Origin of the sequence: Natronincola peptidivorans (genome assembly GCF_900111615.1) — a bacterium.
In the GTDB taxonomy this organism is placed as follows: Bacteria; Bacillota; Clostridia; order Peptostreptococcales; family Natronincolaceae; genus Natronincola_A; species Natronincola_A peptidivorans.
Window position 1 is genome coordinate 460,135 of record NZ_FOHU01000001.1, and the last position, 17,229, is coordinate 477,363.

Below are 17,229 nucleotides of genomic sequence, written 5' to 3' on the forward strand. Positions count from 1 at the left end.
TATGTCAAAGGCATAACAATAATTAAATAGATAAATATACATCGTTATAATATATTTATATTCTTAAAATATATGTCAATTTCTAGCTTGGAAACAGGTTTTAGTTGAAATATCAAAATTCCAAATCTCTTCCAATTATGATTGTGATATTTGATGTACTTGCTTCATCCTCTCGTTCTATTAACTTTTTTATACTTAAAAGTTTGCTAATTTTTTTTGCATCTTTTTTATGCTTACTCTCATACTCTATAAATGACTGCTGTAAATTGTTTACTTCATAGTTTCCTATTTCTGAGACTGCTATGCTGTGATCCTCTAGCTTTTCAGCAACTCTAGCTGCAACTCCATTAACACCGCATCCATTCAGCACTTCTATTTTAATATTTGTTGCTAATGCCTTAGATGGATTAAGGTACTGCTTCTTAACATTAGCTATATCTTCATCCTCTACGATATAATAAGAGATACCATGAATCATTTTAGAAGAACCAGGTATGGTTACTCTTAATAGCTCATTAGGCTTTGATATAAAACCTTTATATGCTAAATAAAGTATATTTCCTTTGGAAATGTTAGTATCTACGTTGTTTAAAAAGGTTTTTGCTATAGTTGGTGCTCTGAGTAAATTCGTAGGTGATATTATTTCTTCTACCAATGCATTAACAAATTGCTGTTGGGCTGCTATTCTGCCCAAGTCTTGATTAGGATATCCACTTCTAAATCTCAGAAAATGTAAGGCTTCAGTACCCTTAAGTGTTTGTGTTCCCTTGTTAATATCAATGACTAGTGGCGGGTTGGCATATGGATCTTTATATTTCATATCTATTGGTACATTCAGCTCTATTCCCCCTAATGTATCTACTAGTTCTTCTACGGCTTTATAGCTTATTTTTGTGTAATAATGTATTGGCATTTTGAATAATTCTTCAACTGTATCTATTAGTAATTCTGTCTCTCCATATGCGTGAGCATGATTAATTTTATCAAGAGATTTTCTTCCAGGTATTATAACTCTTGTATCTCTTGGAATAGATATTAGAACAGGATGACCTCCATTATGATCAACGCTGAAAAGCATAATAGAATCAGCTCTCGTTCCTTTTCCATTAGATGTCTCTAGTCCATCAATTCCAAATATTAATATGTTTGTTCTGTCCCTAGAATTATTTTCATTGTTCATACTCAATATTCCTATTATAGACATTATCATTATAGGTATGATAAATATACCAAATAGATTTATCCTTCGCTTTTTCATCTCCCACCTCTAAAGAAAATTTTTCTTGTTTATCTTTGTTTTTTTAACAGCATTTCGTTTCTTGCATGCAATGTGTTGGGATGCAAAGGTTTGTTTATGCTTACAACATAAACAATTGTATTGTCTAGCGCTTGCAATACAGCTTTGTCTAAGTCTATATCAGCAATTTTTCTTAACTCCTCTACACCTGGATAATTTCTACCTTCTTCTATAAAATCGGATAAATATATTATTTTTTCGAGAGTACTCATTTTTTCTCTTCCAGTGGTGTGATTTTCTATAGCATTTAAAATATTTTCATCATCAATACCAAACTCTTGTTTAGCAATTATAGCAGCAACCTTTCCATGTAACAGTTCATGCGTTTCTAGCATAATACTGTCTACAGATAATTGGTGTTTAGCCACACAATCCATTAATTGTTGACGAGTATAACCTTTTGCAAAATCATGTAGTAATGCAGCTATGGTAGCGTCGTATTGATTTACTCCATACTTATCCGCTAAATATACAGATGCTTTTACAACTCCCATGGTATGTATATATCTCTTAGGATTCACTGCTCCTTTTAATCGTTCTTGTATAATAGCTATTAATTCGTCCTTCATTGCATACACTCCTGTAGACATTTTTTGTATTATCAACTCTCATATAATTTGTTGCTTTTAATATATGCTTCAACACTCTCAGAAACCAAATATTTAATTGATTTCCCTCTTTTAATTCGTTCCCTTATATCGCTTGAAGATATCTCTAATATAGGGATCGGCATTTTAATAATCTCTGCATTATATTCCCTACTGTAAAATTGGATTTTTTCCTGAAACCCCTTATTATTAAATCCAATCCTTGTCACAACAACAATCTTAATCATATTGAATAACGCAACATAATTTTTCCATGTCTCTATTTCCATAAACGCATCGGTGCCAATAATAAAATATAATTCTACGTTTTCACCATATTTATCTAGCATATTGTATATTGTATCGACAGTATAAGAAAGGCCGGTTCTATTTATCTCTATTTCTGATAATACAAATCCTGGATTGTTCTTTATAGCTAATGAAGTCATGGATAATCTATGATAACTAGAAGTAACCTTTTGCTGGTCCTTATGGGGAGGATTGCCAGTAGGTATATAAAATATCTTATCTAGATTCAACTGTTCTAAAGCTGTTTCTCCAATAAATAAATGACCAATATGTATAGGGTCAAATGTTCCTCCTACGATCCCATATTTTTTATCTCCAGAGTCCCTTTTATTAGGTTTATTACTTATTTCTATGTTATACATTAGATTTCCTTCCTTTGGTATTGCTATCGTGATACATAGCTCTACATAATTTTTCATTAATTCTAAAATGTGCACATTCTTCATTGCGTCATTGCTAGTAAAATGTATAAGACACCTTTACTTTATGTATAGGTGTCTTTGTCTATTAATTTTTTGGTAACTGTATCTTAGGGTTATTTTTTGATGGTCTGTAGATAGTAAATTTGTTTCCTATAGCCTGAACGAACTCTGCATTTAAAGTAGCGGTTACTTCGCTAGCTGTTTCTTTTGTATCTAATAGACTACTATCTAAGATGTTTATTTTAACAATTTCCCTAGCCTCAAGTGCATCGTCTAATTGTTGTATGAAATTGTCCGTAATACCTGCTTTACCAATTTGAGTAATTGGCTTTATGTTATGGGCTATCCCCTTAAGATATGTTCTTTGCTTTCCTGTCAACATTGAAAAACTCCTTTATTTATATTTCTACTTCTTTTCTTAGCTTTCTTCTATGTAACTCATACTCCTTAACGCCTTTTTTCCAACCTGTTCTTATTTTTTCACTAATAGTGGGTTGTTCATTAAGCACAAAGTCATTTTTGGCAATACAATAAAAATATTTTGTATTCAATTTGCAATTTTCACAATGTATACAATTCATGATGATCTATAAACCCCCATCCCTTAATCATAATACTCAAACTCCACATCATCAATTTTTACAATATCTCCATCCTTAATACCCAATGCTTTTAATTCATCAATAATCCCTCTCTTTTTTAGTACTTTTTGAAAATAACTTAAAGAATCCATATTATCTAGATTAGTTGAATGAATTAATCTTTCAATAAATTTCCCTTCAATGATAAAGATATCATTTTCTTTGCCTACTGTAAATTGATTTTTTTCTTCATTTTGATATTTATATAGTTTTTCTTCGACTTCAATGTCCTCTTCATGATAGTTCTCTTCAACTTCTTTTAGCTTTTTAGATACATAGGTAAATAATTCTTCTAATCCATTATTAGTAGCCGCAGAAACTGCAAAAATTTCCATCCCCATCTCTATAATCTTTTCTTTTAATACTTCAAATTTTTCTAGTGATTCAGGTATATCTGTTTTATTTGCAGCAATAATTTGAGGCTTATCTGCCAGCTTAGGACTATAGAGTTTTAGTTCATCATTGATTTTTGTAAAATCTTCTAGTGGACTTCTTCCTTCTAAGGCTGCAACATCTATAACATGAATTAATAGCTTTGTTCTTTCTACGTGTCTTAAAAACTCATGTCCTAATCCTGTACCTTCATGAGCCCCTTCAATAAGCCCAGGTATATCTGCTAAAACAAAGCTATCTCCATACTTTGTTTTAACAACTCCCAAGTTCGGTGTAAGAGTAGTAAAATGATAATCAGCTATCTTAGGATTTGCGCTTGTCACGATAGATAAAATCGTGGATTTTCCTACATTAGGAAATCCAATAAGTCCTACATCAGCAATCATTTTTAATTCTAGTATAATGGAAAGTTCATCACCAAATTCTCCTGCTATAGCAAATCTAGGGGCTTGTCTGGTAGAGGTTTTAAAGTGAACATTACCTTTGCCACCTTTGCCACCCCTTGCCACTATTTTTCTATCGCCAGCCTTTATTAAGTCTGCAATAATTTTACCGCTCTTTTCTTCCCTAATAATTGTACCAGGAGGAACTTTCAGTACTAGATCCTCAGCATCTTTTCCATACATATTTTTCTTTTTACCATCTTCTCCATGACTGGCAGTATAGCTCTTCTTATATCTGAAATCCATTAATGTCCTCATACCTTCATCAACTTCAAATATAATGTCGCCACCTTTACCACCATCGCCTCCTGAAGGACCTCCTGCTGGTACATATATTTCTTTTCTAAAGGCAACAGCACCATCGCCACCTTTACCAGCTTTTAAATGAATCTTAGCTTTATCTACAAACATAATTTTTTTCACCCTTATTGTTTTAATATTATTCCTCTATACCTAGATTTACTATAATTTAACAATTTAATTATATCAACTTACACTAGTCTGTCAACTCCATTTATTATTCCAAAAAAGAAAAGAAATTAAACTAAGAAATCTGTCCATTAACATCCATCCTAGAAAGCCTTATGGTTTCTTCAACCATTAAAAAAACCACCGAAATTCGGCGGTTTTTAAGATTAGTTAGTTGCATGAATGCTAACTTGTTTTTTATCTTTACCTTTTCTTTCAAACTTAACAACACCGTCTATTAGAGCAAACAGAGTATCATCTCCACCCTTGCCTACATTTGTACCTGGATGAATCTTAGTGCCTCTTTGTCTTACTAAAATATTCCCTGCTGTTACAAATTGCCCATCGGCTCTTTTAACACCTAATCTTTTAGCAATACTATCTCTACCGTTTTTGGAGCTACCTACTCCTTTTTTACTAGCAAATAACTGTAAATTCATTTGTAACATGACTTACACCTCCTTGTCATGAATATCAATATATTTGTTATAATTATTTTTAATACTATTTAATCCTTTAACCATTGTTTCTAAAAGAACATTAGTTTGCTCTCTTTCATTTTGACTAATAGCTTCTGGTATAGTACAAGCTAAGTAACCTTCTTTGATTTCATAAGGTGCACTAATTTTTATCACCTCATATAATCCTATAATTACACTTTGGCCTAATACTGATACAGCAGCACATACAATATCCTTACCAGGTACATCAGCATATGCATGCCCTGAGATAATAAATTCACGAATGTTCTTATTTTTATCTCTTTTAATATTTACTATGATCATAATTTATGTCCTAAGCATTAATTTTTTCAATAATAAGCTTTGTGTACGGTTGTCTATGACCTTGCTTTTTTCTGTAATCTTTCTTAGGCTTATACTTAAAAATGATAATCTTTTTGGCCTTTCCTTGCTCAACAACCTTTGCTTCAACTTTTACTCCATCTACTAATGGATTTCCCAAAGTCAGATTGCCTTCTTTAGAAACAGCTAATACATTATCGATAGTTACTATATCGCCTTCTTCAACATTTATCTTTTCAACGAATAATGTATCTCCTTCTTGTACTTTGTATTGTTTTCCACCTGTTTCAATGATTGCGTACATATTTACACCTCCTCAGCCCAGTCTCGCCGAATCCTAGGTACTTTCGTTTACAACCCGATCCGTGCGGCTACTTACAGATATATATATTACCATAGCATCTTCTTCATGTCAAGCTTTTAAGTGCTTAGTTCCTTTGCCAATACTTCAATTGCATCTAATCTGCCCATAGCTTTTATACTTAAATCGTTGTAATAAATATTCTCTTGTGGTAAAATCCATATCTTAATATGATATTCCTCCTCTAATTCTTTAATAATAATTTTGTTTTGTAGTAATTCATCTAAGGTTTCTGGAGGCACTTGAAAGATTACAGCCTCTGTATTTGTATGATGGTACATTCTTCTAATTTCTTTTTCTATTTTGTATAACAAAACCTCTTCACTTAAGATTTTGCCTGTACCTTCGCAATAGGGGCATTTTTTTTGTAGTAAAGATTCTAGTCTTTGTCTTACCTTTTTTCGTGTTATTTCTACTAAGCCAAGTGCTGTCATCCCCAGCACTTTAGTTTTAGTCCTATCTTTGTCCAAAGATTTCTCTAAAATTTCTAGTACCTCTTGATTGAAATTTTCATTTATCATATCAATAAAATCTACAATAATGATTCCACCAATATCTCGCAACCTCAATTGCTTTGCAATCTCTTTGGCAGCTTCAATATTTGTATTGAAGACTGTATCATCTAAATTGATAGTCCCTACGTATTTACCAGTATTTACATCTATTACTGTTAATGCTTCTGTACTATCAATTACAATATATCCACCGCTTTTTAACCATATTTTTCTTGAAATGCTATTTTTAATTTGAGTTTCAATATTGTAATAATCGAAAATTTCTAAAGCATCATCATAAAGTTTTATTCTATCTATTAGTGAAGGTGAGATTAGTTCTGCTAATTCTACTATATTCTTAAATTCCGTTTTATTATTAATAATAAAACTATCTATTTCTTTACTAAAAATATCACGCATTGTCTTATTCACTAAATCAAAGTCCTTATAAATCATTCTTGGTGCAAATCCAAGCTTTTTCTCCTTCTCAATTCTTTGCCAAAGCTTTAATAAAAATTTAATATCATCATTAAAGGCTTCCTTTCTTTTGCCTTTAGCAGCTGTCCTCACAATAACTCCCATATTTTGGGGTTTAATTTCCTTTACTTCATCCCTTAATTTTTCTCTTTCTTCTTCTTTTGTAATCCTTCTAGAAATTCCAAGATAATCTGTTTGAGGCATCAATACTAAATATCTGCCTGGTAAAGTGATATGTGTTGTTACTCTAGCGCCCTTAGATCCAATTGGTTCTTTTATGACTTGAACAATTATTTCCTGACCCTCTTTTACGATATCTTTGATACAAACATCTTTATATCTTTCATTTCTATCGTTTTCATATTCTTGAGGTATAGCATCTTTTACATAGAGAAAACAGTTTTTCTCTAAACCAATATCAACAAAAGCCGCTTGCATCCCTGGCAATACATTTGTAACCCGACCTTTATAAATATTCCCTACTATTCTTTTATTGTTTTTCCTCTCTATATAAACTTCAACTAGCTCTTGATTTTCCAGTAAAGCTAACCTCGTTTCATTAATGCCTACATCTACAACGATTTTATTCATCTAACCAACTCCTAATTATATAACAAATCTATCTAAAGAAACTTATTTAGTTGTTTAATTTTCAAAATCAAGCTGAATGTTAAAATTACTATTCTGCTATATCTAAAGGTGTAAGACTCTTTGGTTCAATTTCAACTAATAACTCTAATCTATGAACTCTAGTTTTTTCAGGTTCTATTTGTAATCCCATAATTTCTTGAAGTTTTTTTATTACTGTTTCAGGTTTTAGATTGCCACTACTTCCAGTAGCCAGTAGCATCTTTAGTACAACCTCATTATCTTGTATTCTTAGAACTTCAAGATTTTTGATCTGCATTCGTATATTTTTTTCTTGTATTTCATTTTTATATGATTTTTTAAACTTATTTTTATTCTTTTTTTCTTTTATCTCTATTATTTCTTCTAATGATAAGAACTTACATAATATGTTGTTTACTACTTCCTCTTTCATTTTTTCTTGAAAAACTACTTTTACAGTATAACTTGAGTATTGAATAATTGACATTAGAGATTTATTGTCCTTTGCTATATATTTGCTAGTAATCACCTCTAAACCTTTAGGTAGCACCATATTCAGGCTGTCCATAAATTTGCTTAGTTGTATTTTTTCATCCACTTCGATATCCATATATTCTCCTTCACTAGATGTCCCAATTCCTAAAGCTGTAGCAAATGCCATAATTGGGTGTGGATTAAATCCTTGTGTATAAGAAATAGGAATATTACCTCTCCTAAAAGCCCTTTCCAAAAGACGTACTAGGTCTAAATGTGAAATGAACACCATATCACCAGTTTTATAAAATTTTGAGCGTATTCTATACATTAACAAATACCTCCTATAAATCCTTCGTTGATTCCACATCCAGAACAATTCGTCCTGCAATCTTGCGTTAGTTCACCTTGTTTTGCTTTTTCATTTTCTCTTATAAGAAATTGCTTTGTAACACCAACATCTATATGATCCCAAGGCAAAATTTCGTCATATTCTCTTTTTCTGTTCACGTAAAACTCAGGGCTGATTCCTGCTTTTTTAAATACACTTTCCCACTTGCTATAATTAAAGTGCTCCATCCATCCATCAAATTTACACCCTTCATTCATTGCTAGTTCAAGCACCTTTGAAAGTTTTCTGTCACCTCTAGCAAATACAGCTTCTAAAAAACTAGTTTTGGCATCATGGTAGTTATATATGACATTTTTACGTTTTAATTGTTGCTTTAAAAGTTGCTGCCTGGTATGTATCTCTTCTAAGGTTAACTGCGGTTCCCATTGGAATGGTGTAAAAGCCTTAGGAACAAATGTAGCAGTGCTAATTGTTACATTTAAGCCTTTTCCCCGCTGTTCTTTTGGTGTATCATAAAATAAGTCTACTACTTTAAAGGCTAATTCCTTAATACCTAATAAATCTTCTTCTGTTTCAGTAGGCAAACCCATCATAAAATATAGTTTTACACTACTCCATCCAGATGCAAAGGCTTTTTGTGTTGCTTGCATTAAGTCTTTTTCTGTCAATCCCTTGTTGATGACATCTCTTAGCCTTTGACTTCCAGCTTCAGGTGCAAATGTTAATCCTGTTTTTCTTACTTTCTGTATTTCTTCTATTAGTTCTAATGAAAAATTATCAAGTCTTAGGGAAGGTAAAGATATCCCAACTCTATTTTTACTATATTCATCAATTAAATGTCTTACAAGGTTATGTAATTCTGAATAATCACTAGTACTTAAGGAAGCTAGTGATATTTCTTCATAACCGGTTGATGTAAGTAGTTTTTCAGCTAATTCTGCTAGTTTTTCTAAAGATCGCTCTCTTATTGGTCGGTATATCATGCCAGCTTGACAGAATCTACATCCTCTTGTACATCCCCTAAACACCTCTAAAACTACTCGATCATGAACTACATCTAAATAAGGGACAATCATTGTTTCCGGATAATAAGCGTGGTCTAAATCTTCAACAATCCTTTTCTTTATCTTAGAAGGTATACCACTCATTTTAGGATTGAAAGAACTGATTGTTCCATCTTCATGATATTTTACTTGGTATAAGCTTGGTACATATACACCAGCTATTTTTGCAGCTTCTTGTAAAAATAACTCTTTAGTATAACCTGTTGCCTTGTAATGCCTATATAAATCTAGTAATTCTATCTGTACTTCCTCAGCCTCACCAAGAATAATGATATCAGCAAAATCTGCTATAGGCTCTGGATTATAAGTACAAGGTCCACCTAGTATAACGATAGGGTTATCACTGCTTCTGTCTTTACTATAGATAGGTACTCCAGCTAGGCTTAGCATGTTTAATATATTCGTATAGCTCAATTCATACTGTAGAGTAAACCCTATAAAGTCAAAGTCTTTAATGGCTTCTCTACTTTCTAGTGCAAAAAGAGGGATTTTATGCTTTATCATTTCTTCTTCCATATCAATACTTGGAGCAAAAACTCTTTCGCAGTAGACATCTTCTATTGTGTTCATAAGATGATAAAGAATTTTCATGCCTAGATGACTCATCCCTACCTCATAAATATCTGGAAAGCAAAAAGCATAACGTATAGTGTTATTCTCTATTATTTTATGAATACTATTTAGCTCATTCCCTAGATATCTTGCTGGTTTTTCTACTTTATACAACAAGTCTTGTAATTCAATTTTATTCATTAATCAAGGTACCTCCATTTTATTTTTCTTTTGTTATTATAAGATTTAAAAATCTATTAAAATTTTTATAATAATAAATATAGATGGTTGATAATCTTTTGTTTTTAAAAAATAAAAATTTTAATTTTAAGGAGCAATTATGCTATAAGTATATGATAACATATCTGATTTAAAATTATGTTATTATTCTTTCATTATTTTTCAATTGTTTCTAGAAGTTTCTTTAAAGTTATTTTATTATTATTTCTAATTATAGCATCCAGTATTTGGCTTTCTGATAAATTACCTGTTACCTTTCCTTTAGTATTGATTACTGCAATAAAATGATACTTGTTTGATGATAATTCATAAAGAATCGTATTCAAATCCAGTGTCTCTAATGCTGTTAAATATTTTACATCCATTATTCCTTTTTCAATCAATTTTTTCTTTTTCATTACAACTTGATATATGAAAGTATAACCTATCTTTTCTCTTTCTTTATCCACTTTAATAAATAGGAAGACTGCTATGCCGCATAGAAAGAAATATTCTGTTGATTTAACACCAAAATAGATCCCCATAAAAAAAATAAAAACTGTAAGAATTTTACTTAGTTTTATTGTGATTATGGTAGCTTTTTTAAACCCTATTTTGCTATTTAGATAAGCTCTTAGTATTCTACCGCCATCTAATGGTAAAATGGGTAAAGTATTAAATAGACCAATAGTAAGATTTGTAACAATAAAGAAATATAAATAACTAGATTGCACCTTCATATACACTTCAGCAATAATGCCCATAAATAGCATAACATAGTTTGAAGCAGGTCCAATAATAGCAATTACTATTTCTTTAAAGGAATCTATTTCAAAATAGTTTTCTGTTTTAGCAACACCTCCAAATGGAAACAATTCTATCTCTACTACCTTAATACCAGAGTAAATAGATACAAGGGAATGTGCTAGTTCATGGATTATAATAATAAATATTACTATCACAAGCTCTATAAAATACTCAAAGTATAAACTAAATATGAGAATTGGTATCATCATATAGTTAATTTTTATATAAATGTCAAACAATTTAAATAATCTCATTTTTTTGCCTACCTTAGATAACTGTCTATAATCCCTCTATCTCTATATTGATATATAGTAAAGGATCTATGGGTTTACTATCTTTCCACACTTCAAAAATTAATTTACCTGAACTGCTGCCTATTGTTTCTCCCATAACAACCTTTTGGTTTTGTTTTACTATACAATTTTCTACATTTTTATAAACAGTTAATAGTTCTCCTCTATGCTTTATAATAATATAATTTCCAACTGATGCATTATTTCCTACCTCCATAACTACACCTTCTTGCGTTGCTACTATTTTTTCTCCTTCAACACCCTCTAATATAATGCCTCGTGAATTTTTATTTTTATTACTTATTTCTTCATCAAAATAAGTCACAATTTCTCCTGTGTTGGGCATGATTAAATGAAATTCTTCAGTGTTAACAAAGCTTATTGTTGCTATTGCTTTTTCACCTCTTTTCAAAATATTTGTAATGGCACTTTTTCCAATATCATAGCTTTCTGCTATGGTAACTCTTTGATTTATCCTGTAATTTATTTGATCCATAACATAGTTAGTTGTAGTAGTATTAATATTTTTTATTATTAAAATTATAAAAAACAGTGCAATACATATACATAGTCTATAGATGCTTCTTTGTATCCATAATTTATAGTCTATATTTCTAAGGGGGTTATTATTGATATATCCTCTATTCCTATAGATCGCTCCTGATTGCATTTGGTTTAAATCTCTTCGCTCATTCATTCTCATACTACCTCCTTTGTTTAGATTTAGTATAAATATATTTTGAGGCTCCATGTTTTATTACATAATAACAAAACACCGAGGTAAAATATAAAGAATAACCAATTGACTTCATTAGTCCGTATTGGCTGAATGAAACAATCGCGTCAACAGTCTGAGTACTCACCTTAAACCAGTCAGGGAAATCCCCTCTTCACACCTCAGGTCTAGAAAATAAATGCATAATTTTCTAGGCATAAATTAAATAAAACCATTTGTCTTTTATCACAAGACAAATGGTTTTATTGCTTATCTATTACATCCCTATGATTCTCTAACAAAGTTTCTCCACTGTAAATCGCCCCGTTCTAGTGCCCTAATTAAAAGCTCAGCTGTTGCTATATTGGTAGCAACAGGTATCATGTATACATCACATAATCTTATAAGTGCTTGAATATCTGGTTCATGAGGCTGAGCTGTTAATGGATCCCTTAAAAAAATTACCATATCCATTCTATTATTAGCGATTTCTGCACCTATTTGTTGGTCTCCCCCCAATGGCCCAGATTGAAATCTTTCAATTTCTAGGTCTGTATTTTCCATAATTCTTTTACCTGTTGTGCCTGTAGCAAACAATTTATGGTCCTTTAGGATATTTTCATATGCAGTAGTAAAATGTATCATCATATCCTTTTTCATATCATGAGCAATTAGCGCAATATTCATATATTACCTCCTGTACTTAATATCCTCCACTTTTATCCTTCATTTTTTTAATAGGAATATTAGCTACTAATGCCGGTATCATTGTATCATCAATGTCACTTTTCGTTTTAGTAAGTTTAACATCTAAGCCACTTTCATCGATTTCAACATAGTCGGATATAATTCTAATAATATCACCTTTAACCATATCTAGAAAGTGAGGAGAGCAATTTGTTCTGTCATGAACCAATACTAATTTAAGTCGTTCTTTTGCAACATTTTTACTTGGTCCACTATCCTTATTAAAAAATTTTAAAAAATCCATTGTTTTCCTCCCTCCGGTAAATTATTTAGCTAAACCAAAAATTTTTCTTAGCTTTGTAACAATGTTTTCAGTTACTTCCATATTGATAAATGGAACATTTTCTCCTGTAATACGTTTTGCAATATTCCTATATGCTTGTCCCGCTAAAGAGTTGTTTTCAGTTACTACTGGTTCTCCCTTATTAGTGGATATTACTATGGCTTCATCATCAGGCACTACTCCTAAAAGGTCAATAGCTAGAATATCAATCATATCTTCAATATTCATCATATCACCCTTTCTTACCATGTCAATTCTAATACGATTGACTATTAAAAGAGGATCTCTTAATTCGGAAGCCTCTAACAATCCAATAATCCTATCAGCATCTCTAACAGCTGATATTTCTGGTGTTGTAACAACTATTGCTTTCTCTGCACCAGCTATAGCATTTTTAAAGCCTTGTTCAATACCCGCTGGACAATCCAATAATACATAATCAAACATTTCTTTTAAATCATTTGTCAGTTTTCTCATCTGTTCAGGTGTAACTGAATTTTTATCTTTTGTTTGGGCAGCGGGTAGAAGAAATAGTCCTTCATATCTCTTGTCCTTAATAAGAGCTTGTTTTAACCTACATACCCCTTCAACAACATCTACTAAATCATATACAATTCGATTCTCCAATCCCATAACTACATCTAGATTCCTCAAGCCAATATCAGCATCTACAACTGCAACTTTATAACCCAATTGTGATAACCCTGTTCCTAGATTGGCAGTAGTAGTTGTTTTTCCAACACCACCTTTACCTGAAGTAATAACAATCGCTTCTCCCATTTTTGCTAACCCCCTAATTATTTGCTTTATTTTTTATTTAAGTAAGGTTCAATATATACCATGTTTTCTTTAATCCTTGCTAGCTCAGGATTCTTAGGTTTTTCATAGTCCCCGTCAGGTGCTCTAGCGATTACATCAGCAATTCTTAACTGAGTAGGGTCTAAGTACATGGCGGCTACACATGCATCAATATTGCCATCGGATCCCGCGTGAGCGATTCCTCTTAAGCTTCCCATAACAATTATGTTACCTGCCGCAATAATCTGTGCTCCTGGGTTTACATCACCTAAAATAACTACATTGCCACAAAAATCAATTTTTTGCCCTGATCTTATTGTACCTTTGAGGAATCTAGTATTTCCTTCATTGATTCCTTGAAACATATCTTGAGTTTCAACATCGTTATTAGACATTGTTTCATTTTTTATAATATGCATTTTATATCTAGTTGTCATAATATTTTCTAATTCTTCTTTTTCTTCATTACTTAACATATCACCCTTAATATCAAAAATTTTTGCTCCCTTAAAAAAGAACTGAGTCTTTTCAAGTTTATTAATCAGATGTTCTCTTATGGTAATAAAATCATAATCAGGTTTAATGTAAATCAATAAACCTTTTTTGGTTCCTTTAATCTCAATGGCATTGTCTTCAGTCATGGATTAGTACCTCCACTAGTGAATTAGAATTTTTCTATTTACAAAATCTCTTTTTACCTTTATATACATTCTCCACATATGAGACAAATCCTTCTTATAGTTTATAAAAAACTTAGGGACTACAGTAGCAAAATTGTTGTTTTTAAAAAATCACTACCACAATTGGGTACAAAAAAACAGACTAGCCTTTATCTAGCTAGTCTGCTTTCTATTGCAAAATTTTCTTCATTATTGCCTATATTTAATCCCATATATTCTGCAACAATTTCTCTAAAAATAGGCGCACCGAAACCCCCAGACCCCCCTTGAAAAATCAAAACAGATATTGCTATTTGAGGGTCCTCATAAGGTGCAAACCCTGTAAACCAAGCGTAGGCGTTATAATCATCTTTAAATTGATCTAGATTCACTCGAGGGTTTAAACTTCTGATTGCTTCTCTCATAGCATAACCTTCATCTTGATATCTTGGATTATCTTTATTCTCTTCCATTAGTTTTGATGTTTTCTCTTCAACAGCAGTTTCAGTTACTCCAAACTGTCTAAGGTACCTTTTAAGGTATTCAACTTCATCAACCGGAGGAATCTTACCTTCCCTTTGAGCAGACCCTGTTTTTCCAGCTACATCTATAGGAAATCTTCTAAAGGTAGCAGCAGCACTTCCTGCCACTGTTGTTAAGTTCATTCCATAGTTAATTTCGTCTAGATTATTATAATCTTTTAGTCCGATACGTTCCACCAGTTCAGGAGGATATTCTACAACATTCTTTCCATCATAACTCTGTGTTTTTCTAACTAAACTTAAGTCATATCTATACCCTCCATTAGCTAAAATCGCCATATAGTTGGCCATTTGCAAAGAAGTATAAGAATGCTCACCTTGGCCGATAGAGAAATTCATAGTATCGGCTACACTCCATCTTGCTTGATTAAAGTAGGAATATTTTGCTATATCTGTGTATATGCCTGCTTTTTCCTCTTTCACACCTAGATCTACCATTTTATTATAGATCACAGATCTTGCAGGATTTTCTTCTGCCCAACTGACAATTTCTTCAATAATCTCAGTTAACAATTCTGGGGTAGGATCAACTATTGTTTCATCTAGGTCGTTTATAGTCATTTGTCTATTCAGATGGTTTCTTAGCATAGCCTTAACAGTTCTTGTTTTGTTTTCAATACTTGGTACACCTCCAGATCGTTCTCTGGGAATGTCTATTTCTATACCTGTTCTATCGTTTAGTCCAAACATTTTTGTATAATCCGTTAAAATATCCATATTCATTCTTATAGGTAAAGACCTACCAATTCCATAATCATAACCATTGGCTACTGAATAAAAATAAAAATTGTTAGAATCAGCAATAGCCTGATGAAGACCTTGATAACCCATTGTTCTCCTACTTTGATTCCACAACCAGTTACCGAAGCTATGTCCTCCCACTTGGATAAAGCCTCTATCTAATATTCTGTAGTTAGGACTCAATCCCTGTTCTAGACCAGCTAATCCAACAATCATCTTAAATGTTGACCCTGGTTGTATAGCTGTATTTGTAGCAATATTTAAAAGAGGCCTTGGTGCTAATGGATCTCGCTCATTTTCTGGAATAAGGCTTTGCCAGTCAGTCATACTAATTCCCGTTGCAAATAGATTTGGATCATATGCAGGATAATTTGCTAGAGCTAGAACTTCGCCTGTTTTTACATCTGTAACAACTACAGATCCCGAAGTTGCATTCACCATAGGAACACCTCTGTTTAATAGGACATTGGTACCCCATCGTGTCTCATAGGTTCCACCAACCTGCAATGTTTCTAGTACATCCTTCAATGTTTCTTCTGCTACTCTTTGTAAGTTCGCATCGATTGTTAAATACAAGGTATCTCCTGGAATAGGATCCTGTCTTTCTAGTACCCTAATAAGCCTGCCAAAAGAATCAACAATTACGCCTTGAGAACCATCATCGCCTTTTAACGTCTCCTCGAACTTATGTTCTACTCCAGTTTTTCCTATGATATCACTGGGTAAATAGTTTAATTCTTTAATATATCTGTCAATCTCATCCTGTTGAGATATCTTACCTAAATATCCTAATATATGTGCTGCCATTTTTCCTTCAGGATAATATCTTATAGGCTCAATAGCAATGTTTACACCCGGTAAATCTAAGAGATTTTCTTCTATTGCCGTGACGGAGGCTTGAGAAATATCCTGAGCAATTCTAGCAGGTTGATATTGTAAATAGCCTTGTTTTCTAAGTTGTTCTCTAACAACACTAATCTTCCTAGCTTCGATATCTGAATACTCCTCAGGTATTCTATAGATTCTATTTCTAATGATTTCAAACGCTCCTTTTGCTGTCACTTCAAGGTCTTGTATATTATAGCTCTGTAACCATTGTTCTTTTCTCATTTCATCAGTAAACTTCCAGTGTAAAATAGAAATTGGCACACTTAAGTTTGGTATTTTTATAAATTGTTGTTGCACTTCTACTGGATCTGTTTCTTCAATATTATATCTTCTTCTTAATATTTCAAAGGCTTCCTTTGCATTATCTATTTCTAGTAAATCATTACGCTCTTTCCAATCCTGCAGATCTAAATCATAGGTAAAGGCAAATTCTCCTTCTTCTGTAAAGATAATAGGAAAATCATCATGGTATCTATCTTCATTTTTTTCTAAGATTTCAATAATATTCAGCGCTACTTCATTAATCTTTTCATCTACGACTTCACTTTTCATTATTTGAACAGTAAAGCTGGGTCGATTTCCAGCTATCAATCTTCCATATCTATCTCGAATTTCCCCTCTTGGCGCTGGCAAAGGTAATGTTTTAAATATTCTATTTTCTGCTTCTTCTCTGTACTGTTCTCCTTCTACTATCATAATTGTAGCTAATCTAAAAACAATAACAATAAGAAGAATAATGAATATTAAAGTAATAATATTATATCTATCTTTAAGTTTTTTAAAAATCATAT

Annotated in this window: 19 protein-coding genes; all 19 read right to left on the reverse strand. The window is 32.0% G+C overall.

The window, feature by feature from the left end:
- Positions 1–112: 112 nt before the first annotated feature.
- Positions 113–1,258, reverse strand: coding sequence for an LCP family protein (locus tag BMX10_RS02355; protein ID WP_090438687.1), 1,146 nt, complete (start codon positions 1,256–1,258; stop codon positions 113–115).
- A 29-nt stretch (positions 1,259–1,287) separates the two neighbouring features.
- Positions 1,288–1,866 carry a bis(5'-nucleosyl)-tetraphosphatase (symmetrical) YqeK gene (gene yqeK, locus BMX10_RS02360; protein WP_244272604.1) on the reverse strand — a complete coding sequence of 193 codons (579 nt, stop codon included), beginning with the start codon at positions 1,864–1,866 and terminating at the stop codon, positions 1,288–1,290.
- 32 nt (positions 1,867–1,898) lie between these two features.
- Positions 1,899–2,639: a nicotinate-nucleotide adenylyltransferase gene (gene nadD, locus BMX10_RS02365; RefSeq protein WP_244272605.1), complete on the reverse strand. Its 741-nt coding sequence runs from the start codon at positions 2,637–2,639 to the stop codon at positions 1,899–1,901.
- A 61-nt stretch (positions 2,640–2,700) separates the two neighbouring features.
- Positions 2,701–2,997, reverse strand: a complete 297-nt coding sequence (gene yhbY, locus BMX10_RS02370; RefSeq protein WP_090438693.1) for a ribosome assembly RNA-binding protein YhbY — start codon at positions 2,995–2,997, stop codon at positions 2,701–2,703.
- Positions 2,998–3,013: 16 nt separating this feature from the next.
- A complete protein-coding gene (locus BMX10_RS02375; protein WP_090438696.1) occupies positions 3,014–3,196 on the reverse strand; it encodes a hypothetical protein in 183 nt (60 codons plus the stop codon).
- Between the two features lie 23 nt (positions 3,197–3,219).
- On the reverse strand, positions 3,220–4,503 hold the full coding sequence (gene obgE / locus BMX10_RS02380) for a GTPase ObgE (RefSeq protein WP_090438699.1): 1,284 nt from the start codon (positions 4,501–4,503) through the stop codon (positions 3,220–3,222).
- Between the two features lie 224 nt (positions 4,504–4,727).
- On the reverse strand, positions 4,728–5,009 hold the full coding sequence (gene rpmA, locus BMX10_RS02385; protein ID WP_090438702.1) for a 50S ribosomal protein L27: 282 nt from the start codon (positions 5,007–5,009) through the stop codon (positions 4,728–4,730).
- 3 nt (positions 5,010–5,012) lie between these two features.
- Positions 5,013–5,345 (reverse strand): ribosomal-processing cysteine protease Prp, encoded by a 333-nt coding sequence (locus BMX10_RS02390; RefSeq protein ID WP_090438706.1) that lies wholly within the window; start codon positions 5,343–5,345, stop codon positions 5,013–5,015.
- 10 nt (positions 5,346–5,355) lie between these two features.
- A complete protein-coding gene (gene rplU / locus BMX10_RS02395) occupies positions 5,356–5,667 on the reverse strand; it encodes a 50S ribosomal protein L21 (protein WP_090438709.1) in 312 nt (103 codons plus the stop codon).
- A gap of 116 nt (positions 5,668–5,783) precedes the next feature.
- Positions 5,784–7,286, reverse strand: a complete 1,503-nt coding sequence (locus tag BMX10_RS02400; RefSeq protein WP_090438712.1) for an Rne/Rng family ribonuclease — start codon at positions 7,284–7,286, stop codon at positions 5,784–5,786.
- Between the two features lie 88 nt (positions 7,287–7,374).
- Entirely contained in the window at positions 7,375–8,109 is a 735-nt protein-coding gene (locus BMX10_RS02405) for a TIGR03936 family radical SAM-associated protein (RefSeq protein WP_170834640.1), read from the reverse strand.
- Positions 8,109–9,947 carry a TIGR03960 family B12-binding radical SAM protein gene (locus tag BMX10_RS02410; RefSeq protein WP_090438718.1) on the reverse strand — a complete coding sequence of 613 codons (1,839 nt, stop codon included), beginning with the start codon at positions 9,945–9,947 and terminating at the stop codon, positions 8,109–8,111. Before BMX10_RS02410 ends, BMX10_RS02405 begins: the two co-directional genes overlap by 1 nt.
- 194 nt (positions 9,948–10,141) lie before the next feature.
- Positions 10,142–11,026, reverse strand: coding sequence for a site-2 protease family protein (locus BMX10_RS02415; protein ID WP_090438722.1), 885 nt, complete (start codon positions 11,024–11,026; stop codon positions 10,142–10,144).
- Between the two features lie 25 nt (positions 11,027–11,051).
- Complete coding sequence (locus tag BMX10_RS02420; protein WP_170834641.1) at positions 11,052–11,762, reverse strand: murein hydrolase activator EnvC family protein; 711 nt, start codon at positions 11,760–11,762, stop codon at positions 11,052–11,054.
- A gap of 303 nt (positions 11,763–12,065) precedes the next feature.
- Positions 12,066–12,467 (reverse strand): methylglyoxal synthase, encoded by a 402-nt coding sequence (gene mgsA / locus BMX10_RS02425; protein WP_090438727.1) that lies wholly within the window; start codon positions 12,465–12,467, stop codon positions 12,066–12,068.
- A gap of 16 nt (positions 12,468–12,483) precedes the next feature.
- Positions 12,484–12,771, reverse strand: a complete 288-nt coding sequence (minE, locus tag BMX10_RS02430; protein ID WP_090438730.1) for a cell division topological specificity factor MinE — start codon at positions 12,769–12,771, stop codon at positions 12,484–12,486.
- Between the two features lie 21 nt (positions 12,772–12,792).
- A complete protein-coding gene (minD, locus tag BMX10_RS02435; protein ID WP_090438733.1) occupies positions 12,793–13,590 on the reverse strand; it encodes a septum site-determining protein MinD in 798 nt (265 codons plus the stop codon).
- Positions 13,591–13,616: 26 nt separating this feature from the next.
- Positions 13,617–14,249, reverse strand: a complete 633-nt coding sequence (gene minC, locus BMX10_RS02440; protein WP_090438736.1) for a septum site-determining protein MinC — start codon at positions 14,247–14,249, stop codon at positions 13,617–13,619.
- 188 nt (positions 14,250–14,437) lie between these two features.
- The gene (locus tag BMX10_RS02445; RefSeq protein ID WP_090438739.1) at positions 14,438–17,227 is read right to left on the reverse strand and encodes a penicillin-binding transpeptidase domain-containing protein; all 2,790 of its coding nucleotides are present in this window, start codon (positions 17,225–17,227) and stop codon (positions 14,438–14,440) included.
- Between the last annotated feature and the right edge of the window lie 2 nt (positions 17,228–17,229).

Excerpts from the sequence above, each read along its gene's own strand:
- BMX10_RS02410 (WP_090438718.1), bottom strand. The coding sequence starts at position 9,947 with ATGAATAAAATTGAATTACAAGACTTGTTGTATAAAGTAGAAAAACCA.
- BMX10_RS02445 (WP_090438739.1), bottom strand. The coding sequence starts at position 17,227 with ATGATTTTTAAAAAACTTAAAGATAGATATAATATTATTACTTTAATA.
- rpmA (WP_090438702.1), bottom strand. The coding sequence starts at position 5,009 with ATGTTACAAATGAATTTACAGTTATTTGCTAGTAAAAAAGGAGTAGGT.
- obgE (WP_090438699.1), bottom strand. The coding sequence starts at position 4,503 with ATGTTTGTAGATAAAGCTAAGATTCATTTAAAAGCTGGTAAAGGTGGC.
- BMX10_RS02355 (WP_090438687.1), bottom strand. The coding sequence starts at position 1,258 with ATGAAAAAGCGAAGGATAAATCTATTTGGTATATTTATCATACCTATA.
- yhbY (WP_090438693.1), bottom strand. The coding sequence starts at position 2,997 with ATGTTGACAGGAAAGCAAAGAACATATCTTAAGGGGATAGCCCATAAC.
- minE (WP_090438730.1), bottom strand. The coding sequence starts at position 12,771 with ATGGATTTTTTAAAATTTTTTAATAAGGATAGTGGACCAAGTAAAAAT.
- nadD (WP_244272605.1), bottom strand. The coding sequence starts at position 2,639 with ATGAAGAATGTGCACATTTTAGAATTAATGAAAAATTATGTAGAGCTA.
- BMX10_RS02400 (WP_090438712.1), bottom strand. The coding sequence starts at position 7,286 with ATGAATAAAATCGTTGTAGATGTAGGCATTAATGAAACGAGGTTAGCT.
- BMX10_RS02405 (WP_170834640.1), bottom strand. The coding sequence starts at position 8,109 with ATGTATAGAATACGCTCAAAATTTTATAAAACTGGTGATATGGTGTTC.
- minC (WP_090438736.1), bottom strand. The coding sequence starts at position 14,249 with ATGACTGAAGACAATGCCATTGAGATTAAAGGAACCAAAAAAGGTTTA.
- yqeK (WP_244272604.1), bottom strand. The coding sequence starts at position 1,866 with ATGAAGGACGAATTAATAGCTATTATACAAGAACGATTAAAAGGAGCA.
- BMX10_RS02375 (WP_090438696.1), bottom strand. The coding sequence starts at position 3,196 with ATGAATTGTATACATTGTGAAAATTGCAAATTGAATACAAAATATTTT.
- BMX10_RS02415 (WP_090438722.1), bottom strand. The coding sequence starts at position 11,026 with ATGAGATTATTTAAATTGTTTGACATTTATATAAAAATTAACTATATG.
- mgsA (WP_090438727.1), bottom strand. The coding sequence starts at position 12,467 with ATGAATATTGCGCTAATTGCTCATGATATGAAAAAGGATATGATGATA.
- rplU (WP_090438709.1), bottom strand. The coding sequence starts at position 5,667 with ATGTACGCAATCATTGAAACAGGTGGAAAACAATACAAAGTACAAGAA.
- BMX10_RS02390 (WP_090438706.1), bottom strand. The coding sequence starts at position 5,345 with ATGATCATAGTAAATATTAAAAGAGATAAAAATAAGAACATTCGTGAA.
- minD (WP_090438733.1), bottom strand. The coding sequence starts at position 13,590 with ATGGGAGAAGCGATTGTTATTACTTCAGGTAAAGGTGGTGTTGGAAAA.
- BMX10_RS02420 (WP_170834641.1), bottom strand. The coding sequence starts at position 11,762 with ATGAATGAGCGAAGAGATTTAAACCAAATGCAATCAGGAGCGATCTAT.